The organism is Streptomyces sp. CA-111067, assembly GCF_050956065.1.
Taxonomy (GTDB): domain Bacteria; phylum Actinomycetota; class Actinomycetes; order Streptomycetales; family Streptomycetaceae; genus Actinacidiphila.
The window spans coordinates 7,374,781-7,390,343 of the sequence record NZ_CP192103.1 but is presented as its reverse complement, the minus strand read 5'-3'; the positions used below and the strand labels follow the sequence as shown (position 1 = coordinate 7,390,343).

13 protein-coding genes are annotated in these 15,563 nt (G+C 73.1%); 9 read left to right on the top strand and 4 right to left on the bottom strand.

The window, feature by feature from the left end:
* Positions 1 to 744 precede the first annotated feature (744 nt).
* Positions 745 to 1,290: a hypothetical protein gene (locus ACQPW6_RS32735; protein WP_433893330.1), complete on the top strand. Its 546-nt coding sequence runs from the start codon at positions 745 to 747 to the stop codon at positions 1,288 to 1,290.
* Here the strand turns inward: ACQPW6_RS32735 and ACQPW6_RS32730 are convergent.
* Positions 1,287 to 2,231, bottom strand: coding sequence for a LysR family transcriptional regulator (locus ACQPW6_RS32730; RefSeq protein ID WP_433893329.1), 945 nt, complete (start codon positions 2,229 to 2,231; stop codon positions 1,287 to 1,289). The two genes, ACQPW6_RS32735 and ACQPW6_RS32730, sit on opposite strands and share 4 nt — an antisense overlap.
* Before the next feature lie 199 nt (positions 2,232 to 2,430).
* On the opposite strand from ACQPW6_RS32730, the gene ACQPW6_RS32725 reads away from it, so the two are divergent.
* Positions 2,431 to 3,351: a zinc-binding dehydrogenase gene (locus ACQPW6_RS32725; RefSeq protein ID WP_433893328.1), complete on the top strand. Its 921-nt coding sequence runs from the start codon at positions 2,431 to 2,433 to the stop codon at positions 3,349 to 3,351.
* 5 nt (positions 3,352 to 3,356) lie between these two features.
* Positions 3,357 to 4,778 (top strand): MFS transporter, encoded by a 1,422-nt coding sequence (locus ACQPW6_RS32720; RefSeq protein WP_433893327.1) that lies wholly within the window; start codon positions 3,357 to 3,359, stop codon positions 4,776 to 4,778.
* A gap of 42 nt (positions 4,779 to 4,820) precedes the next feature.
* Here the strand turns inward: ACQPW6_RS32720 and ACQPW6_RS32715 are convergent, their stop codons facing one another.
* Positions 4,821 to 5,702: a LysR family transcriptional regulator gene (locus ACQPW6_RS32715; protein WP_433893326.1), complete on the bottom strand. Its 882-nt coding sequence runs from the start codon at positions 5,700 to 5,702 to the stop codon at positions 4,821 to 4,823.
* Between the two features lie 159 nt (positions 5,703 to 5,861).
* On the opposite strand from ACQPW6_RS32715, the gene lpdA reads away from it, so the two are divergent.
* The 4 genes from lpdA to ACQPW6_RS32695 all read left to right on the top strand — a co-directional run bounded on the left by lpdA (position 5,862) and on the right by ACQPW6_RS32695 (position 10,734).
* Positions 5,862 to 7,319 (top strand): dihydrolipoyl dehydrogenase, encoded by a 1,458-nt coding sequence (gene lpdA, locus ACQPW6_RS32710; RefSeq protein ID WP_433893325.1) that lies wholly within the window; start codon positions 5,862 to 5,864, stop codon positions 7,317 to 7,319.
* A 395-nt stretch (positions 7,320 to 7,714) separates the two neighbouring features.
* On the top strand, positions 7,715 to 8,623 hold the full coding sequence (locus tag ACQPW6_RS32705) for a GNAT family N-acetyltransferase (RefSeq protein WP_433893324.1): 909 nt from the start codon (positions 7,715 to 7,717) through the stop codon (positions 8,621 to 8,623).
* Positions 8,624 to 8,758: 135 nt separating this feature from the next.
* Complete coding sequence (treZ, locus tag ACQPW6_RS32700) at positions 8,759 to 10,528, top strand: malto-oligosyltrehalose trehalohydrolase (RefSeq protein WP_433893323.1); 1,770 nt, start codon at positions 8,759 to 8,761, stop codon at positions 10,526 to 10,528.
* Between the two features lie 26 nt (positions 10,529 to 10,554).
* On the top strand, positions 10,555 to 10,734 hold the full coding sequence (locus ACQPW6_RS32695; RefSeq protein ID WP_433894727.1) for a hypothetical protein: 180 nt from the start codon (positions 10,555 to 10,557) through the stop codon (positions 10,732 to 10,734).
* An 11-nt stretch (positions 10,735 to 10,745) separates the two neighbouring features.
* Here ACQPW6_RS32695 and ACQPW6_RS32690 read toward each other — a convergent pair whose 3' ends face one another.
* Together ACQPW6_RS32690 and zapE are read right to left on the bottom strand one after the other, a co-directional pair.
* Complete coding sequence (locus ACQPW6_RS32690; protein WP_433893322.1) at positions 10,746 to 11,666, bottom strand: polyphosphate kinase 2 family protein; 921 nt, start codon at positions 11,664 to 11,666, stop codon at positions 10,746 to 10,748.
* Positions 11,667 to 11,685: 19 nt separating this feature from the next.
* Positions 11,686 to 12,762: a cell division protein ZapE gene (gene zapE / locus ACQPW6_RS32685; RefSeq protein WP_433893321.1), complete on the bottom strand. Its 1,077-nt coding sequence runs from the start codon at positions 12,760 to 12,762 to the stop codon at positions 11,686 to 11,688.
* 478 nt (positions 12,763 to 13,240) lie between these two features.
* Here zapE and ACQPW6_RS32680 point away from each other — a divergent pair, with 478 nt between their 5' ends.
* Together ACQPW6_RS32680 and ACQPW6_RS32675 are read left to right on the top strand one after the other, a co-directional pair.
* Positions 13,241 to 14,002 carry a DeoR/GlpR family DNA-binding transcription regulator gene (locus ACQPW6_RS32680; RefSeq protein ID WP_433893320.1) on the top strand — a complete coding sequence of 254 codons (762 nt, stop codon included), beginning with the start codon at positions 13,241 to 13,243 and terminating at the stop codon, positions 14,000 to 14,002.
* 192 nt (positions 14,003 to 14,194) lie between these two features.
* Complete coding sequence (locus tag ACQPW6_RS32675) at positions 14,195 to 15,562, top strand: ABC transporter substrate-binding protein (RefSeq protein ID WP_433893319.1); 1,368 nt, start codon at positions 14,195 to 14,197, stop codon at positions 15,560 to 15,562.
* Position 15,563: the final 1 nt, after the last annotated feature.

The following is a 15,563-nucleotide window of genomic DNA, read 5'->3' as shown; positions in this document are numbered from 1 at the left end:
TGCGTCCTTGGGTGCACGTCTTGTGGTGGGTGGGGTCGGGGCCGGTCCGGGGCACCTCCTCGGGCTGATCACGGCACCGGGGCGCAATTGGTGAACCCCATGTCGTTCACAGCCCTGCGGGGGCACCCCGGACCGTCCCCTCCCAGGCCGAGTGGCGGCTTTGAGGCCGCGAGGGGTGATCGGTGGGCGGCGGGGGGTTCGTTGTCGGGTGCCGGTTACTGATAGAGCCCGGTCGGCGGCTTCCAGCCGTTCGTCGGTTGGGCGTAGGGATCTGCCCTAGCGCGGAGAAATGGGGTCAACGGCCCTCGGTGGCCTTCAGTCGACAACAAACGCGCACCCCCACCGATCACCCCCAGCGGTCTTAAAGCCGCCGTCCGGACCTGGGAGGGGACGGGCCGGGGTGCCCCCGCAGGATTTCCGACAGACCGGGGCGCGCCCGACGGCGAAACCCGCGCGGAGGAAATCCGAGGAGGTGCCACGGACCGGCACCGACCCCACCCACCAGAAGACCCGCACCCAAGGACGCACCCGCACGGGCGGGGCGGTGGGAAAAACGGCAGGCACGGCGCCGCACGCCGGGAAGCAACGGAACCGACCACCGGGGCGGATTCCCCGGCCGGCCGGGAAAAGGGGGTGACCGCTGCTGCGGTAGGCGGGAGGCTGGGGCCCATGGGGAGAAGCGGAGAGCATCGGGTCGCGCGGCATCGGGACACCGGAGGGTGGCTCGCGCGGTATGCCGGGCGGGTGCTCGTCGTGTGTCCGCGCTGCCGGGGGCGGGCGGGCGTCGTGCCGGCGCCCGGGCTTCCCGCCCCCGCGTACTTCAGTGAGCTGCTGTTCCAGCCCCGCCGCCTCACCTGTGCCCGCTGCGGCGCAGCCGCCGAGTGGGAGCCGGCGGCCCGCGGGGCCGGGCTGGTCGGGGTGACGCTGGGGGGCACCGAGGATCCGTTCTTCGGGCAGCCCCTCTGGTTGCAGACCCGCTGCGCGGGCCACGTGCTGTGGGCGTTCAACGAGGAGCACCTCGACGAGCTGGAAGCCTACGTAGGTGCCCGCCTGCGCGAGCGCGCAGCCGCCCGGCCGACCATGTCGATGATCGCCCGGCTGCCGCCGTGGATGAAGCGGGCGGCGAACCGGTCCGCCGTCCTCGCCGGGATCAGCCGGCTGCGCGAACTGGCCGGGCGCTCGGCGCCCGACGCGCGGTCGGACGCCGCGTATCCCCGGGGCGACCGGCCCCGGCCGCACCACAGCCTGTACTTCCGCGGCAGCCCGTACCGCACCCGTCCCCGTCCCTAACCGAGCACCGCCTGATCCGCCTCCGGCAGCCACTGGCGCGCCGGGTCGTACGAGAGCCAGTTCTCCTCGCGCGCCGTCGCCGCGAACGTCGCCAGCAGGTCGGCCAGCACCGGATGCCGCTCCCCCGTCCGCCAGATCACATGCCACGCGTACAAAGGCGTGGGATCCACCACCGGTACCTCGCACAGGCCCTCCCCGAGCACCTCCACATCCCCGGGCAGCAGCGAGAACAGACCCGGGTGCTCCCGCAAGTGCCCGAAGAACGGGTCGAGTCCTAGGTTGATCCCCCCGAACTCCGCTGGCACGTCGAAGCGTTGGGTGAACGCGTCCAGGAACTCCACCTTCTCCCGGGGCGCGGGGAACCACAGCCGCCCGGCCCGCAGCCCCGCGGGGGTCACCGCCGACACCCCGGCCAGTTCGCTGGAAGCGCTCATCACCGCCTTGACGGGTTCCAGCCGCACCAGCCGCCGGGTGACCGCCGCCGGCCACGGCTCGTCCAGCGCGTGGGTGCGGCCGAGCGCGAAGTCGATCTCGTCGGCGCGCAGTCCGGCGAGCGCGGCCAGGAAGCCGGGCCGCAGGCTGAGTTCGATGTCGAGGCCCGGCTCGCGGAGCACCGCGGTCCGTATGGTGCGCAGCGGTGCGAACATGTGGCCCCAGACGCTGACGCGCAGGGCCCGTTCCTCGTGCCGGGCGGCGGCGACCGCCGCCTCGCCGGCCCTGATCACGTCACGCGCGGGGTCCAGGAACCGCCGTCCGGCCTCGGTGAGTTCGACGCCGTGGCCGGAGCGTTCGAAGAGCCGGCGGCCGAGCGCCTCCTCCAGCCGGGCCACCCGTTTGGACAGCGCCTGCTGCGAGAGGTAGAGCTCGGCGGCGGCCTGCCCGAAGTGCAGCCGTTCCGCCGTGACGACGAAGGCGCGCACCTGCGCCAGGTCGAGATCCACGGGCCCCCGTCCGTCGTCCGCAATTGCCCGCCCGGGTGGGCGGGACGATCACTCGCAGGTTAACCCGGGCCCTGCCAGCGCCGACAACCGTTTGTTGTCGAGCCCTCCTAAAGGCTGTTGGACGTGCCCTCTGACCTGCGGCTTTGCTTGATTCATCAGCGGGGCCGCGCAGGCCCCGCGAGCAATCGAGGAGTCGGCGATGAAGGCACTGCTGCCCACCGGGGACGAGGCGGAACCGGTCGTACGCGGCGAGGCCGACGAGCCGCGGCCCGCGCCGGGCCAGGCACTGGTCAAGGTCGAGGCGTTCTCCGTCAACCGCGGTGAGATCTTCCGGCTGCGGGGCGCGCCACGAACAGGGCGCCCCGGCAAGGACATCGCGGGCCTGGTCGTCCAGGCCGCCGCCGACGGCAGCGGCCCGCAGGCCGGGCAGCGGGTCGTCGGCCATCCCCCGGAGGGCGGCTGGGCGGAGTACGCGGCGGTGGACACCGGGCGGCTTGCCGTGCTGCCCGAGGGCGTCTCGGCGATCAGGGCCGCCGCGCTGCCGCTGGCCGGGCTGACCGCGCTGCGGCTGCTGCGCACCGCGGGCTGCGTGTCGGGGCACCCGGTGCTGATCACCGGCGCGTCCGGCGGGGTGGGGCACTACTTCACCGAGTTGGCGATCGGCGCCGGCGCCCAGGTCACCGCGGTCACCGCGACACCTGAACGGGGGCGCAGGCTGGCCGAGTTCGGGGCCCGCGTGGTGCACAGCCTGGACGACGCGCGCGGCCCGTTCCACGTCGTACTGGAATCGGTCGGCGGACCGTCCACCGCCCGCGCCCTGGCCCTGCTGCGTCCCCGCGGACAGCTGATCTGGTTCGGCCAGGCCTCCCGCGAGCCCGCTCGACTGGACTTCTTCCGGTTCTTCGACGGGCCGGAGTCCGCCGCCGTCCGGCACTTCCACTACGAGCACTTCGACGAGCCGTACGACGCCGATCTCGCCGCGCTGGTGCGGCTGGTGGCCGAGAACCGGCTGCACCCGGAGATCGGCCGGCTCGCCGACTGGCGGCACACCGCACAGACCCTCAACGACCTGCATGACCGGCGGATCGCCGGCAACGCCGTACTCACGATCGGACAGTGACCGAGATGACCACCCTCACCCCCACCACCGCGCAGGACGCCGCGGCGGCCCCGCAGACCTCGCTCACCCCGCGCCAGCGGCTGGTCCTCGTCCTCCTGCTGGGCTCGCAGTTCATGCTCGCCGTGGACTTCTCCATCCTGAACGTGGCGCTGCCCGAGATCGGCCGCGGCCTCGGCTTCTCGCTGGCGAACCTGCAGTGGATATCGACCGCGATGATGCTGCCCTCGGCCGGTTTCACGCTGCTGTTCGGCCGGCTGGCCGACCTCGCCGGGCGGCGCCGGATGCTGCTGGCCGGCATGGCGCTGCTGGCGGCCGGCTCGCTGGCCGGCGGCCTGGCCGACGGCCCCGCGATGATGATCGCCGCCCGGGTCGCCCAGGGCCTGGCGGCGGCGCTCGCCACGCCGGCGGCGCTGTCGCTGCTGACCACCTCGCTGCCGGAGGGCCCGCTGCGGGACAAGGCGCTCGGTCTGAACGGGACGCTGCTGTCGGCCGGTTTCACCATCGGCGCGATCTTCGGCGGGGTGCTGACCGACCTGCTCAGCTGGCGCTGGGCGTTCTTCGTGAACGTGCCGGTCGCCATCGCCGTACTGATCGCCGCGCCCGCCGTCATCCCCGAGAGCCGCGGCGTACGCACCAAGCTGGACCTGCCGGGCGCGGTGACCGTCACCGCCGGACTGCTCACCCTCGTCTACGGCGTCACCACCGCGGGCCAGAACGGCTGGACGGACCCGGCGGCGCTCGGCTGGCTGGCCGCCGCGGTCGTGCTGCTCGCCGCGTTCTGGCGGATCGAACTGCGCGCACAGGCACCGCTCGCACCGGTCCGCGTGCTCACCCGGCCGACCGTGACCTGGGGCAACTTCGGCGGCCTGATCACCTTCGCGATGGAGAGCTCGGTGATCTTCCTGCTCACCCTCTACATGCAGCAGGTGCTCGGCTACTCGCCGCTGCGCACCGGCCTGGCGTTCTGCGGCATCGGCATCGCGGCCTTCGCCGGCGGGCTGCTGGCGCCGCGGCTGATCGGCCGCTTCGGCACCCGTCGGGTGCTGGCCTGCGGGCTGCTGCTGCAAGGGGCCGCGACCCTGGGGCTGTTCTGGCTCGGCAGCGGCGGCAGCAGCGCGCTGGTGCTGCTGCTCGCGGCCTCGTCGGCCGGCGGGTTCGGCCACATCTCGGCGATCGTCGGCTACATGATCACCGCGACCTCGGGGCTGCCGGACGGCGAACAGGGCCTGGCCACCGGGCTCACCTCGATGACCCAGCAGGTCGGCATCACCCTCGGAATCCCGATCCTGAGCGCGGTGGCCACCACCCGGGCCACGGCGACCGGTTCGGTCCTCACCGGCGTGCACACCGCGCTGCTGGCCGACGCGGTGGTGGTGCTGGCGGGCGCGGCCCTGGTCACCGTGGGACTGCGGCGCCGCGCGAACTGAACACCGGCGCACGCCACTTGCCCCGTACGGCCGTCAACGGCCCTACGGGGCGTCGGCGTTCCCGGCCGCCGCCAGCAGGTCGACGAAGGCCGCCGCCGCGCCGGTCAGCGGGACGCGGGCGAAGGCGTAGAGCGGACGGTGCCAGGACGGATCGACGCTGACCGTCGCGCAGTTCGGCGGTACCGCGTAGGACGGCACGCAGGTGATGCCGGCGCCCGCGGCGGCCATCGCGACGGCGGTGGAGGTGTGTTCGGTGTGCACGGCGGTACGCGGGGTGAACCCGGCCCGCTCGCAGGCGAGTTCGATGAACGGGCGGCCCTCCACCACCGGTTCCATCGCGCAGCGGATCCACTCCCGGTCGGCGAGCGCGGCCAGCGGCACCGCGCCGCGGTCGGCCAGCGGGTCGCCCTGCGGCAGCACCACCACGACCTGCTCCTCGAACAGCCGCCGCAGCGGGCCGTTGTGCCCGGGCGGCGGCCGGTGGCCGATCGCGAGGTCGGCGACCCCGCGCTCCATGGCGTCGTCCAGGTCCTCGCCGCGGGCGTACTCGTGCAACACCAGCCGTACGCCCGGGTGTTCGCGCCCCCAGCGGGTGAACACCGGCGGCAGCACGCCGAAGGCGACCGCGTGCACGGTGGCCAGGTGCAGTTCGCCGCCCTCCGCGCCGGCCGCGGCCCTGGCCGCCCGCTCGGCCTGTACGGCGCTGCGCACGGCGAGTTCGGCGTGCGGCAGGAAGGCGCGGCCCATCGGGGTGAGCCGGATCCCGCGCGGCAGCCGTTCGAGCAGCTCACCGCCGACCCGCCGCTCCAGCGCCTTGATCTGGTGGGAGAGCGCGGGCTGCGTGACGTGCAGGCTGTCCGCGGCCCTGGTGAAGGACTCCGCCTCGACCACGGTCAGGAAATACTCCATCTGGCGCAGGCTCATCGCGCGTCCGCACTCCCTCCACGAGCGGTGCTCCCATAAACGTTCTTCATGGTACCGAGAGCGAATTGGACTTGGACTCATGGCAGCGGGCGGCCGGAGACTGGGGTCATGACGGTCACGAGCGGGGTACAGGGTGGGGCGGGGAACGGGACACGGCCGGTGTCGAAGGAGGCGGGCTCCCCTCCGGCCCCGGACACCGCGGACGCGCTCACGGCGGACGTCATCGTGATCGGCGGCGGCACCGGCGGCTACAGCACCGCGCTGCGCGCCGCCGCCCTCGGCCTCGACGTCGTACTCGCCGAGCGGGACCTGGTCGGCGGCACCTGCCTGCACCGCGGCTGCATCCCCAGCAAGGCGATGCTGCACGCGGCGGAACTCGTGGACGGCGTCACCGAGGCGCGCGAGCGGTGGGGCGTCAAGGCGGTGGTCGACGGCATCGACTGGTCCGCGCTGACCGCCACCCGCGACGACATCGTGGCCCGCAACCACCGGGGCGTCGAGGGCCATCTCGCGCACGCCGGGGTACGGGTGCTGCGCGGCACCGCCCGGCTGACCGGCCCGCGTACGGTCGCGGTCGGCGGTGCCACGTACACCGCGCGGCGCGGGATCGTCCTCGCCACCGGGTCCCGGCCGCGGCTGCTGCCCGGGCTCACGCCTGACGGGCACCGCGTCGTGACCAGCGACGACGCGCTCTTCGCACCGGGGCTGCCGGAGTCCGTACTCGTCCTCGGCGGTGGCGCGATCGGGGTGGAGTACGCCTCGCTGCACCGGTCGATGGGCGCGCGGGTGGTGCTGGTGGAGGCGGCCGACCGGCTGCTGCCGCTCGAAGACCCGGACGTGTCACGGCAGTTGACCCGCGGCTTGAAGAAGCGCGGCATCGAGGTGCTGACGGGGGCGATGCTGACCGGCAGCGAGGTGCACGACGGCGGCGTGCGGGCCACCGTACGGAACGCGCGCGGCGCGGAGTCCGTACTCGACGTCTCCCGACTGCTGGTCGCGGTCGGCCGCGTGCCGGTGACCGACGGGCTCGACCTGGCGGCGGCCGGGCTCGTACCCGACGCGCGCGGGTACGTGGCGCCCGCGGACTGGTCCCGGCTGGAGACGGCGGTGCCGGGCATCCACGTGGTCGGCGATCTGCTGCCGCCGCCGTCGCTGGGGCTGGCGCACGCCTCGTTCGCCGAAGGGCTGCTCGTCGCGGAGACGCTGGCGGGCGGCTCGCCGGAGCCGATCGACTACGCGGCCGTGCCGCGGGTGACGTACTCCAGTCCGCAGACGGCGTCGGTCGGGCTGACCGAGCAGCAGGCGCGGGACCGCGCGGCGGGCGGCGCGGGCGTGGTGGTCAACAGCATGCCGATGACGGCGGTGGCCAAGGGGATGGTGCACGGGCAGGGGGGCAGCGTGAAGGTGATCGCCGAGGCGGGCGGGGGCCAGGTGCTCGGGGTGCACCTGGTGGGGCCGAACGTGTCGGAGATGATCGCGGAGAGCCAGCTCATTGTCGGGTGGGACGCGGAGGCGATGGACGTGGCGCGGCACGTTCACCCGCATCCGACGTTGTCGGAGGCGGTGGGCGAGGTGTTCCTGACGCTGGCGGGCCGCCCGCTCCACCAGTCGGCCTAGCGGCCGGCCACAGCGTTGGGGTGCCCCGGTCTCGTCCCCGGCTTTCCGCCGGTGGGGGTACGCCGCGCCCCACGGGGGCGCACCCCGTCACCCATCTGCCGGTCGGCTGTGGCTGGTCGCGCAGTTCCCCGCGCCCCTGACATGGCGCGCCCCCGTCACCATCTGCCGGTCCGCTGTGCCTGGTCGCGCAGTTCCCCGCGCCCCTATCGGGCGCATCTTCACGGGAAAACCCGGTGGACCCGTCGCTGAGCTGCCCGCTAAGGTGGCGCTCACGCCCGGAGACGTCGGAAGGAGGCGAGAGCGATGAACGCAAACACTTTGCCGCGCTCCCCCCTTCCCGCTGGGCGTCCCTGAATCGAACGGGAGCGCGCGCCAACACCTCCCGAAGGATTCACATGTCTGATCTGACCGTTCGCCCGCTCGCCGCGGGCGAGTCCGAACTCTTCAACTCCCTTCCCGAAAGCGGCGTCGGCCGCGCCCTGCTCGGGCACGTCTTCGCCACCGCCGACGCGGACGGCGAATACCGTCCCGAGTGGGCGTGGATCGCGCAGCGCGACGGCCGGGTCGTGGCCCGGGCCGCCTGGTGGGGGAAGCCGGAGGACACCGAGCCGGTGGCTCTGGACTACCTCGACTTCGCCGAAGGCGAGGAAGCCGCGGCCGTCGAGATCCTGCGGGCCGCCCCGCTGCGGGCCGAGTACGACCTGCTGCTGCCGCCCGACTGGCGGGATCAGCCGGACGCACGGGCCGCCGCCCAGGCCCGTACCGAGGTGGCCGAGGCGGCGGGGCTGCGCAAGCTGGTGGAGCGCTACCGCTACACCTGGACGGCCGCCGACTGCCCGCTGCCGGCCCGCACCGGCCGGCTGGAGTACCGGCCCGAGCCGGACGACGCGGCCTTCCGCGCCGTGATGGCCCGCATCATGCCCGGCACGCTCGACGCGCACGACCGCCGGGTGCTCGAGGAGAAGGGGCTGGAAGCCGCGCTCGACGAGGCGATCGGCTTCTTCGGCTGGCTGAACTCGCCCACCGACTGGCGGCGGGTGGCCTACACCCCGGGGGGCGAGGTGGCCGGGCTGCACGTGCCGGGCCACAACCCGGGCGGCGCCTGCATCGGCTTCATCGCCGTCGTCCCCGAGCAGCGCGGCCACGGCTACGCGTACGACCTGCTGGCGGAGTGCACCAACGACCTGGTCGACCGGGGCGCCAGCAGGATCGCGGCCGCCACCGACCGGGGGAACTTCCCGATGGCGGCACGTTTCGCGGAAGCGGGGTATCCGATCACCCAGGAACGGGTGAACTTCGTCTGACGCCCACCTCGTCCGAGGTGAACTTCGTCCGGAACGGCGGACCCGTCCCGCGATGATGATGTACCGGCCCGCGTCCCCGGGCATGCATGTGCCCGGGGACGTGACCGGCGCAGACCTACGAGACGGGAGCCGTGCGTGCTGTTCGAGGTGTGGGCGCCGAACGCCCAGCGGGTGGAGATCCTGATCGACGACGGCACGCACCGGCTCGGCCACGACCCGGCCAGGGCCGGCTGGTGGCAGGCGGAGCTGCCGGCCGCGGACGGCACGCGGTACGCGTACAGCCTGGACGGCGGGCCGCCGCTGCCCGATCCGCGGTCCCGACGGCAGCCGGACGGTCCCGACGGCAGCAGCGCCGTCGTGGACCAGGACGCCTTCGACTGGACGGCGCCGTGGCCGGGCCGGGCGCTGCCCGGCGCGGTGCTCTACGAGCTGCACGTCGGCACGTTCACCCCCGAGGGCACCTTCGACGCGGCGATCGAGCGGCTGCCGCACCTGGCCCGGCTGGGCGTCACGCACATCGAGCTGATGCCGGTCTGCCCGTTCCCCGGCACCAACGGGTGGGGCTACGAGGGCGTGTCGCTGTGGGCGGTGCACGAGCCGTACGGCGGCCCCGAGGCGATGAAACGATTTGTCGATGCCGCCCACCAGCACTGCGTCGGCGTGGTGCTGGACGTCGTCCACAACCACCTGGGACCGTCCGGCAACCATCTGCCGCCGTTCGGCCCGTACTTCACCGACCTGCACCACACGCCGTGGGGCGACGCCGTCAACCTGGACGCGCCCGGCTCCGACGAGGTCCGCGACTTCCTGATCGGCAGCGCGCTGGCCTGGCTGCGCGACTACCGGCTCGACGGGCTGCGGCTGGACGCGGTGCACGCGCTGGTCGACACCCGCGCGCTGCACTTCCTGGAGGAGCTGTCCACGGCCGTGGACGGGCTGTCCGCCGCGCTCGGCCGGCCGCTGTTCCTGATCGGCGAGTCCGACCTCAACGACCCGCGCACCACCGCCCCGCGCGAGGCCGGCGGCCTCGGCCTGCACGCGCAGTGGAACGACGACTTCCACCACGCGCTGCACACCGCCGTCACCGGCGAGGCGCAGGGCTACTACGCCGACTTCGCCGCGGCCGGACCCGCCGCCGTCGCCAAGACGCTCACCGGCGGCTTCTTCCACGACGGCAGCTGGTCCTCGTTCCGCGGCCGGCACCACGGCCGCCCGCTGGACCGCGCGCTGGTGCCCGGGCACCGGCTGCTCGGCTACACGCAGACCCACGACCAGATCGGCAACCGCGCCACCGGCGACCGGCTCGCCCCCGACCAGCTCGCCGGGGCCGCCGCGCTGGTGCTCACCTCGGCGTTCACCCCGATGCTGTTCATGGGCGAGGAGTGGGGGGCGGGCACCCCGTGGCAGTTCTTCACCGACCACGACGACGCCGAGCTGGGCGCGGCCATCACCCGTGGCAGGCGGCGCGAGTTCGCCGCGCACGGCTGGGCCGAGGAGGACGTCCCCGACCCGCAGGACCCGGCGACCCGGGACCGTTCCTGCCTGGACTGGGCCGAGCCGGACAAGCCGGTGCACCGCGAACTGCTCGACTGGTACCGGGCGCTGATCGCGTTGCGGCGCGCCGAGCCCGCCCTGTCCGACCCGCAGCTGGAGACGGTGGCGGCGACCGTCGGCGGCCGGACGCTGCGGCTGGCCCGCGGCCCGATCCGCACGGTGGTGAACTTCTCCGACGCGCCGGCCCGGGTACCGCTCGACGTGCCCTGCGAGGTGCTGCTCGCCCGGCCGGGCTGCAAACTGCTGCCGGGGGCGGAGCCGGCGATCCAGCTGCCGGCCCGCGGCGCGGCGGTGCTGCGGGCCGAAGGGGCGGCCGTCCCGGGGGCCGAAGGGGCTACGGTGAACGGGTGACGCAGACTTCCGCGACCGACGATCCCATGCCCGTCACCGACGCGCCGGGCGCCCCCGGCGCTCCCGGCGCGGCGGACACCGGAACAGCGCTCGCCGACTGCGTGCTGTGCGGCGAGCCGACCGAGTACCCCGCGAGCACCAAGGGCGCCACGCTGTGCCCGGTGTGCGAGTGGCAGGAGGCGCAGCGCACCGCCTGCTCGGGCTGAGCGCGCGCCGATCAGGTCTTGAGCAGCAGGGCCCGGCTCTCCTCGACGTCGAAATCGGCCTTGGGGTAGGCCGGGTCCATCTGCTCCAGGTGTTCCAGCAGCAGCCTGCTGATCGCCCAGTTCCGGTACCACTTGCGGTCGGCGGGGACGACGTACCAGGGCGCCGTCTCGGTCGAGCAGCGGTCGAGCGCGGCCTCGTACGCCCGCTGGTAGGCGGGCCACACGCCGCGCTCGGTGATGTCCTCGGGGTTGAACTTCCAGTGCTTGGCCGGGTTGTCCAGCCGGGCCAGCAGCCGTTCGCCCTGCTCGGCGTAGCTGATGTGCAGGAAGACCTTCACGACGGTGACACCCTCGTCGGCGAGCGTCTGCTCGAACCGGTTGATCATGCCGTACCGGCGGCTCCAGGTGGCGCGCGGCACCAGCTCGCGGACCCGGGCGATCAGCACGTCCTCGTAGTGCGAACGGTCGAACACGCCGATCTCGCCGGGGGCCGGCACGGCGCGCCGGATCCGCCACAGGAAGGGGTGCTTCAGCTCCTCCGGAGTGGGCGCCTTGAACGTCCTGACCCGGACGCCGGTCGGGTTCAGGCCGGCCGCCACGTGCTTGACGGTGCCGCCCTTGCCCGAGGTGTCCATGCCCTGGAGGACGAGCAGCAGGCGGCGCGGGTCGCCGGCCGTGCTCTGCGCGAACAGCCGCTCCTGGAGTTCGGCCAGCCGCAGCCGGATCTCGGCGGTCTCCTTCTGCGCCTGCTTCTTGCCGCTCGGGCCGCCGGGGGTGTCCGCGGCGTCGTACTCGCGCAGGTTGACCGGCGGCCCGCCGGGGGTGACGCGCAGCAGCGAGCCGAGGTCGTCCTTCTTGTGCTTGTGCTTGTGCTTCTTCTTGCCGTCTTTGCCGTCTTTGCCGCTCTTGGCGTCCTTGCTGCTCTTGGCCATGCGTCGATCGTGCTCCGGATCAGCGGGCGCCGCCAGCGCCGGACAGCCGTTCGGCGTCCCGGGCGAGGGAGGTGAGCCGGGAGACCGCGCGGAAGTACTTCTTGCGGTAGCCGCCGGCCAGCAGCTCGTCGGTGAACAGCCGGTCGAACGGGACGCCCGAGGCCATGACGGGGATCTCCCGGTCGTAGAACCGGTCGGCGAGCACCACCAGGCGCAGCGCGGTGGCCTGGTCCGCGACCGGCTGCACGCCGCGCAGGAAGACGGCGCCGATCCCGTCGCAGAGCGCGCCGTAGCGGCTGGGGTGCACGGTGGCCAGGTGCGCGGTGAGCGCGCCGAAGTCGTCGAGCGCGGCGCTCCCGTTGCTTTCCGCGGCGGCGGTCACCTGCTGGTCGGTGTACGGGGCCGGGGCCTCGGGCAGGCCGCGGTGCCGGTAGTCGTCGCCGTCGATCCGCAGCGAGCGGAAACGGGCCGACAGGCCCTGGATCTCCCGCATGAAGTCGGCGGCGGCGAAGCGGCCCTCGCCGAGCTTGCCCGGGAGGGTGTTCGAGGTGGCGGCCAGCCGGACGCCCGCGGCGGCGAGCCGGCCGAGCAGGGTGGAGACCAGCACGGTGTCGCCGGGGTCGTCGAGCTCGAACTCGTCGATGCAGACCAGGCGGTGGCCCTGGAGGGCCTGGACGGCGTGCTGGAAGCCGAGGGCGCCGACGAGGTTGGTCAGCTCCACGAACGTGCCGAACGCCTTCCGCTCGGGAGGGGCGGGGGTGGCGTGCCACAGGGAGGCGAGCAGGTGGGTCTTGCCGACGCCGTAGCCGCCGTCCAGGTAGACCCCGGCCGGGCCGGGAGGGGCGTCCGGCTCGCGCCGGAACCATCGCTTTCGCGCTCCCGCTTCGGGGGTGCCGAGGGATTGCGCGAAGGCGCGCAGGGCCGTGACGGCGGCGGACTGGCTGGGCTGGGCGGGGTCGGGCACGTAGGTCTCGAACCGCACCCCGTCGAACCGCGGCGGCGGCACGAGCTCTCCCACGAGGCGCGCCACGTCCACGACAGGTACCCGGTCGCTGAGCGCGACGGCTTCCCCGCCTATCGCTGATTCCGCGCTCACGCTGATCCCGTCCCAACTCGCACCGTCCCACCCTATCGCCTGTCCCGCGCCACACCGCCGTCGTGGCTGGTCGCGCAGTTCCCCGCGCCCCTATCGGGCCGCATCCCAGCCGGGGCCAAGCGTGGACGTGCCCCGAAGGGGCGCGGGGAACTGCGCGACCAGCCCCCACCGGCCGACAGCCGGACACGAACGCTGGAGAAGCCCGGGGAGCGGACCCCGTCAAGATCGGGCAGCGTCCGAACCGGGCGGCCTCGCGGGGCCAATGGATGCAGTGCGGCATCCGGCCGCCGGGAGAGTGCCTTTGACCTGTGCAAATACGGAAAGCGTTCGGGCACAACCGGGCCGAAAGTTGTTCGTTATGGGCCCTGGACGGGCACAGCTGCGGCGGTATAACTCTTCTGCGGGCATCACCGGGCAGCCGCTGCCCGGTCCTGGCGGACCCCGCGAGAGCCGAGCGACAGCAGAGGGAGGCGGGGCGATGCGGGCGGAAGAACGGCAGCACCGCATCCTCGCGCTCGCCCGCCACCAGGGGCAGGTGGAGGTCACCGAGATGGCCGCCGATCTGCGGGTCGCGCCGGAGACCGTCCGCCGTGATCTGGGGGTGCTGGAGCGCCGCGGCCTGGTGCGCCGCACCTACGGCGGCGCCTACCCCGTCGAGGGCGCCGGCTTCGAGACCGATCTGGCGCAGCGCGTCACCCTGCACCTCGCCGACAAGCGCCGGATCGCCGCCGAGGCGGTCACGCTGCTGGGCGAGGCGGAGACCGTGTTCGTGGACGAGGGCTACACCCCGCAACTGCTCGCCTCGATGCTGCCGGGCGACCGGCCGCTGACCGTGGTCACCGCGTCGCTGTCCACCGCGGCGGCGGTCGCGGAGTCCGCCGACACCACCGTGCTGCTGCTCGGCGGCCGGGTCCGGGCCCGGACGCTGGCCACCGTCGGCTCGTGGGCCTGCGACATGCTGGCCGGCTTCGTCATCGACCTGGCGTTCATCGGCTCCAACGGCATCTCCCGCGAACTGGGCCTGACCACTCCCGATCCCGTCGTCGCCGACGTCAAGGCCAAGGCCCTCCAGGTGTCCCGCCGGCGGGTGTTCGTGGGCCACCACAGCAAGTTCGGCGCGAGCAGCTTCTGCCGCTTCGCCGAGGTCGCCGACTTCGAGGCGATCGTCACCGACACCGGCCTGTCCAGCGCCGAGGCGCACCGCTACGCCCTACTCGGCCCGCGCGTCTTCAGGGTCTGACCCGCGGGCTCCCGTACCGCTCCTCCCCCACCCACCGACCGCCTCCCCCGTTCAACTCCCGCTTCCACCTTCGGTTTTCGCCTTCAGTTCTCGCCTTCAGTTCTCGCCTTCACCCCGCACCCCCTTCCCGGGCATCGCATTGCCCTCATCCCTTCCCCTCACCCTCACCACCTGTCATGAAAGGGACGTATCATGACACATTCCTCGCCGAGAAGCTTCCGCCGGACGCTGCCCCCGCTGGCCCTGGCCCTGTCCGGCGCCCTGCTCGCCGCGGCCTGCTCGGGCGCCGGCGGCAGCGGCGGAGGCGGCGGCCACTCGCTCAACGTGCTGATGGTCAACAACCCGCAGATGGTGGACCTGCAGAAGCTCACCGCGGCCAACTTCACCAAGTCCACCGGCATCAAGGTCAACTTCACGGTGCTGCCAGAGGACGACGTCCGCGACAAGATCACCCAGGACTTCTCCAGCCAGGCCGGCCAGTACGACGTGGCGACCATCAGCAACTACGAGGCGCCGATCTTCGCCAAGAACAACTGGCTGTCCCCGCTGTCCTCGCACGCCACCGCCGACAAGACCTTCAAGCAGAGCGACATCCTGCCCGCGATCCAGCAGTCGCTGACGTACCAGGGCCAGATCTACGCGGAGCCGTTCTACGGCGAGTCGTCGTTCCTGATGTACCGCAAGGACGTCTTCGCCGCGAAGAACCTCACGATGCCGGCCAACCCCACCTGGACCCAGGTCGCCGACCTGGCGGCCAAGGCCGACGGCGCGCAGTCCGGCATGAAGGGCATCTGCCTGCGCGGCCAGCCGGGTTGGGGCGAGATGATCGCGCCGCTGACCACGGTGGTGAACACGATGGGCGGCACCTGGTTCGACAAGGACTGGAACGCGCAGCTCACCAGCCCGCAGTTCACCGCGGCGACCAAGTTCTACGTCGACCTGGTGCGCAAGCACGGCGAGCCCGGCGCCCCGCAGTCCGGGTTCACCGAGTGCCTCAACGACCTGGAGCAGGGCAAGACCGCCATGTGGTACGACGCGACCTCCGCGGCCGGCTCGCTGGAGGGCTCGGACTCGCCGGTCGCCGGGAAGATCGGCTACGTGCCGGCGCCGGTGGACAAGACGAAGAGTTCGGGGTGGCTGTACACCTGGGCCTGGGGCGTGCAGAAGGCGTCCAAACACCAGGACGACGCCTGGAAGTTCATCTCCTGGGCCTCCGGCCAGGGCTACGAGAACCTGGTCGGCAAGCAGCTCGGCTGGTCCCGGGTGCCGGCCGGCAAGCGCACCTCGACCTACTCCGACGCCAGTTACGTCGCCGCCTCCTCGGCCTTCGCCAAGCCGACGCTGACCGCGCTCGAAGCGGCCAACCCGTCGAACCCGGGTGTGCAGCCGCGCCCCGCGCCCGGCATCCAGTTCGTCGGCATACCGGAGTTCACCGACCTGGGCACCCAGGTCTCGCAGCAGCTCAGCTCGGCCATCGCCGGCCGGACCAGCGTGGACAGCGCGCTGAAGGCGAGCCAGTCGCTGGCCGAGAAGGTCGCGGCCAAGTACGCGGGGCAATGAG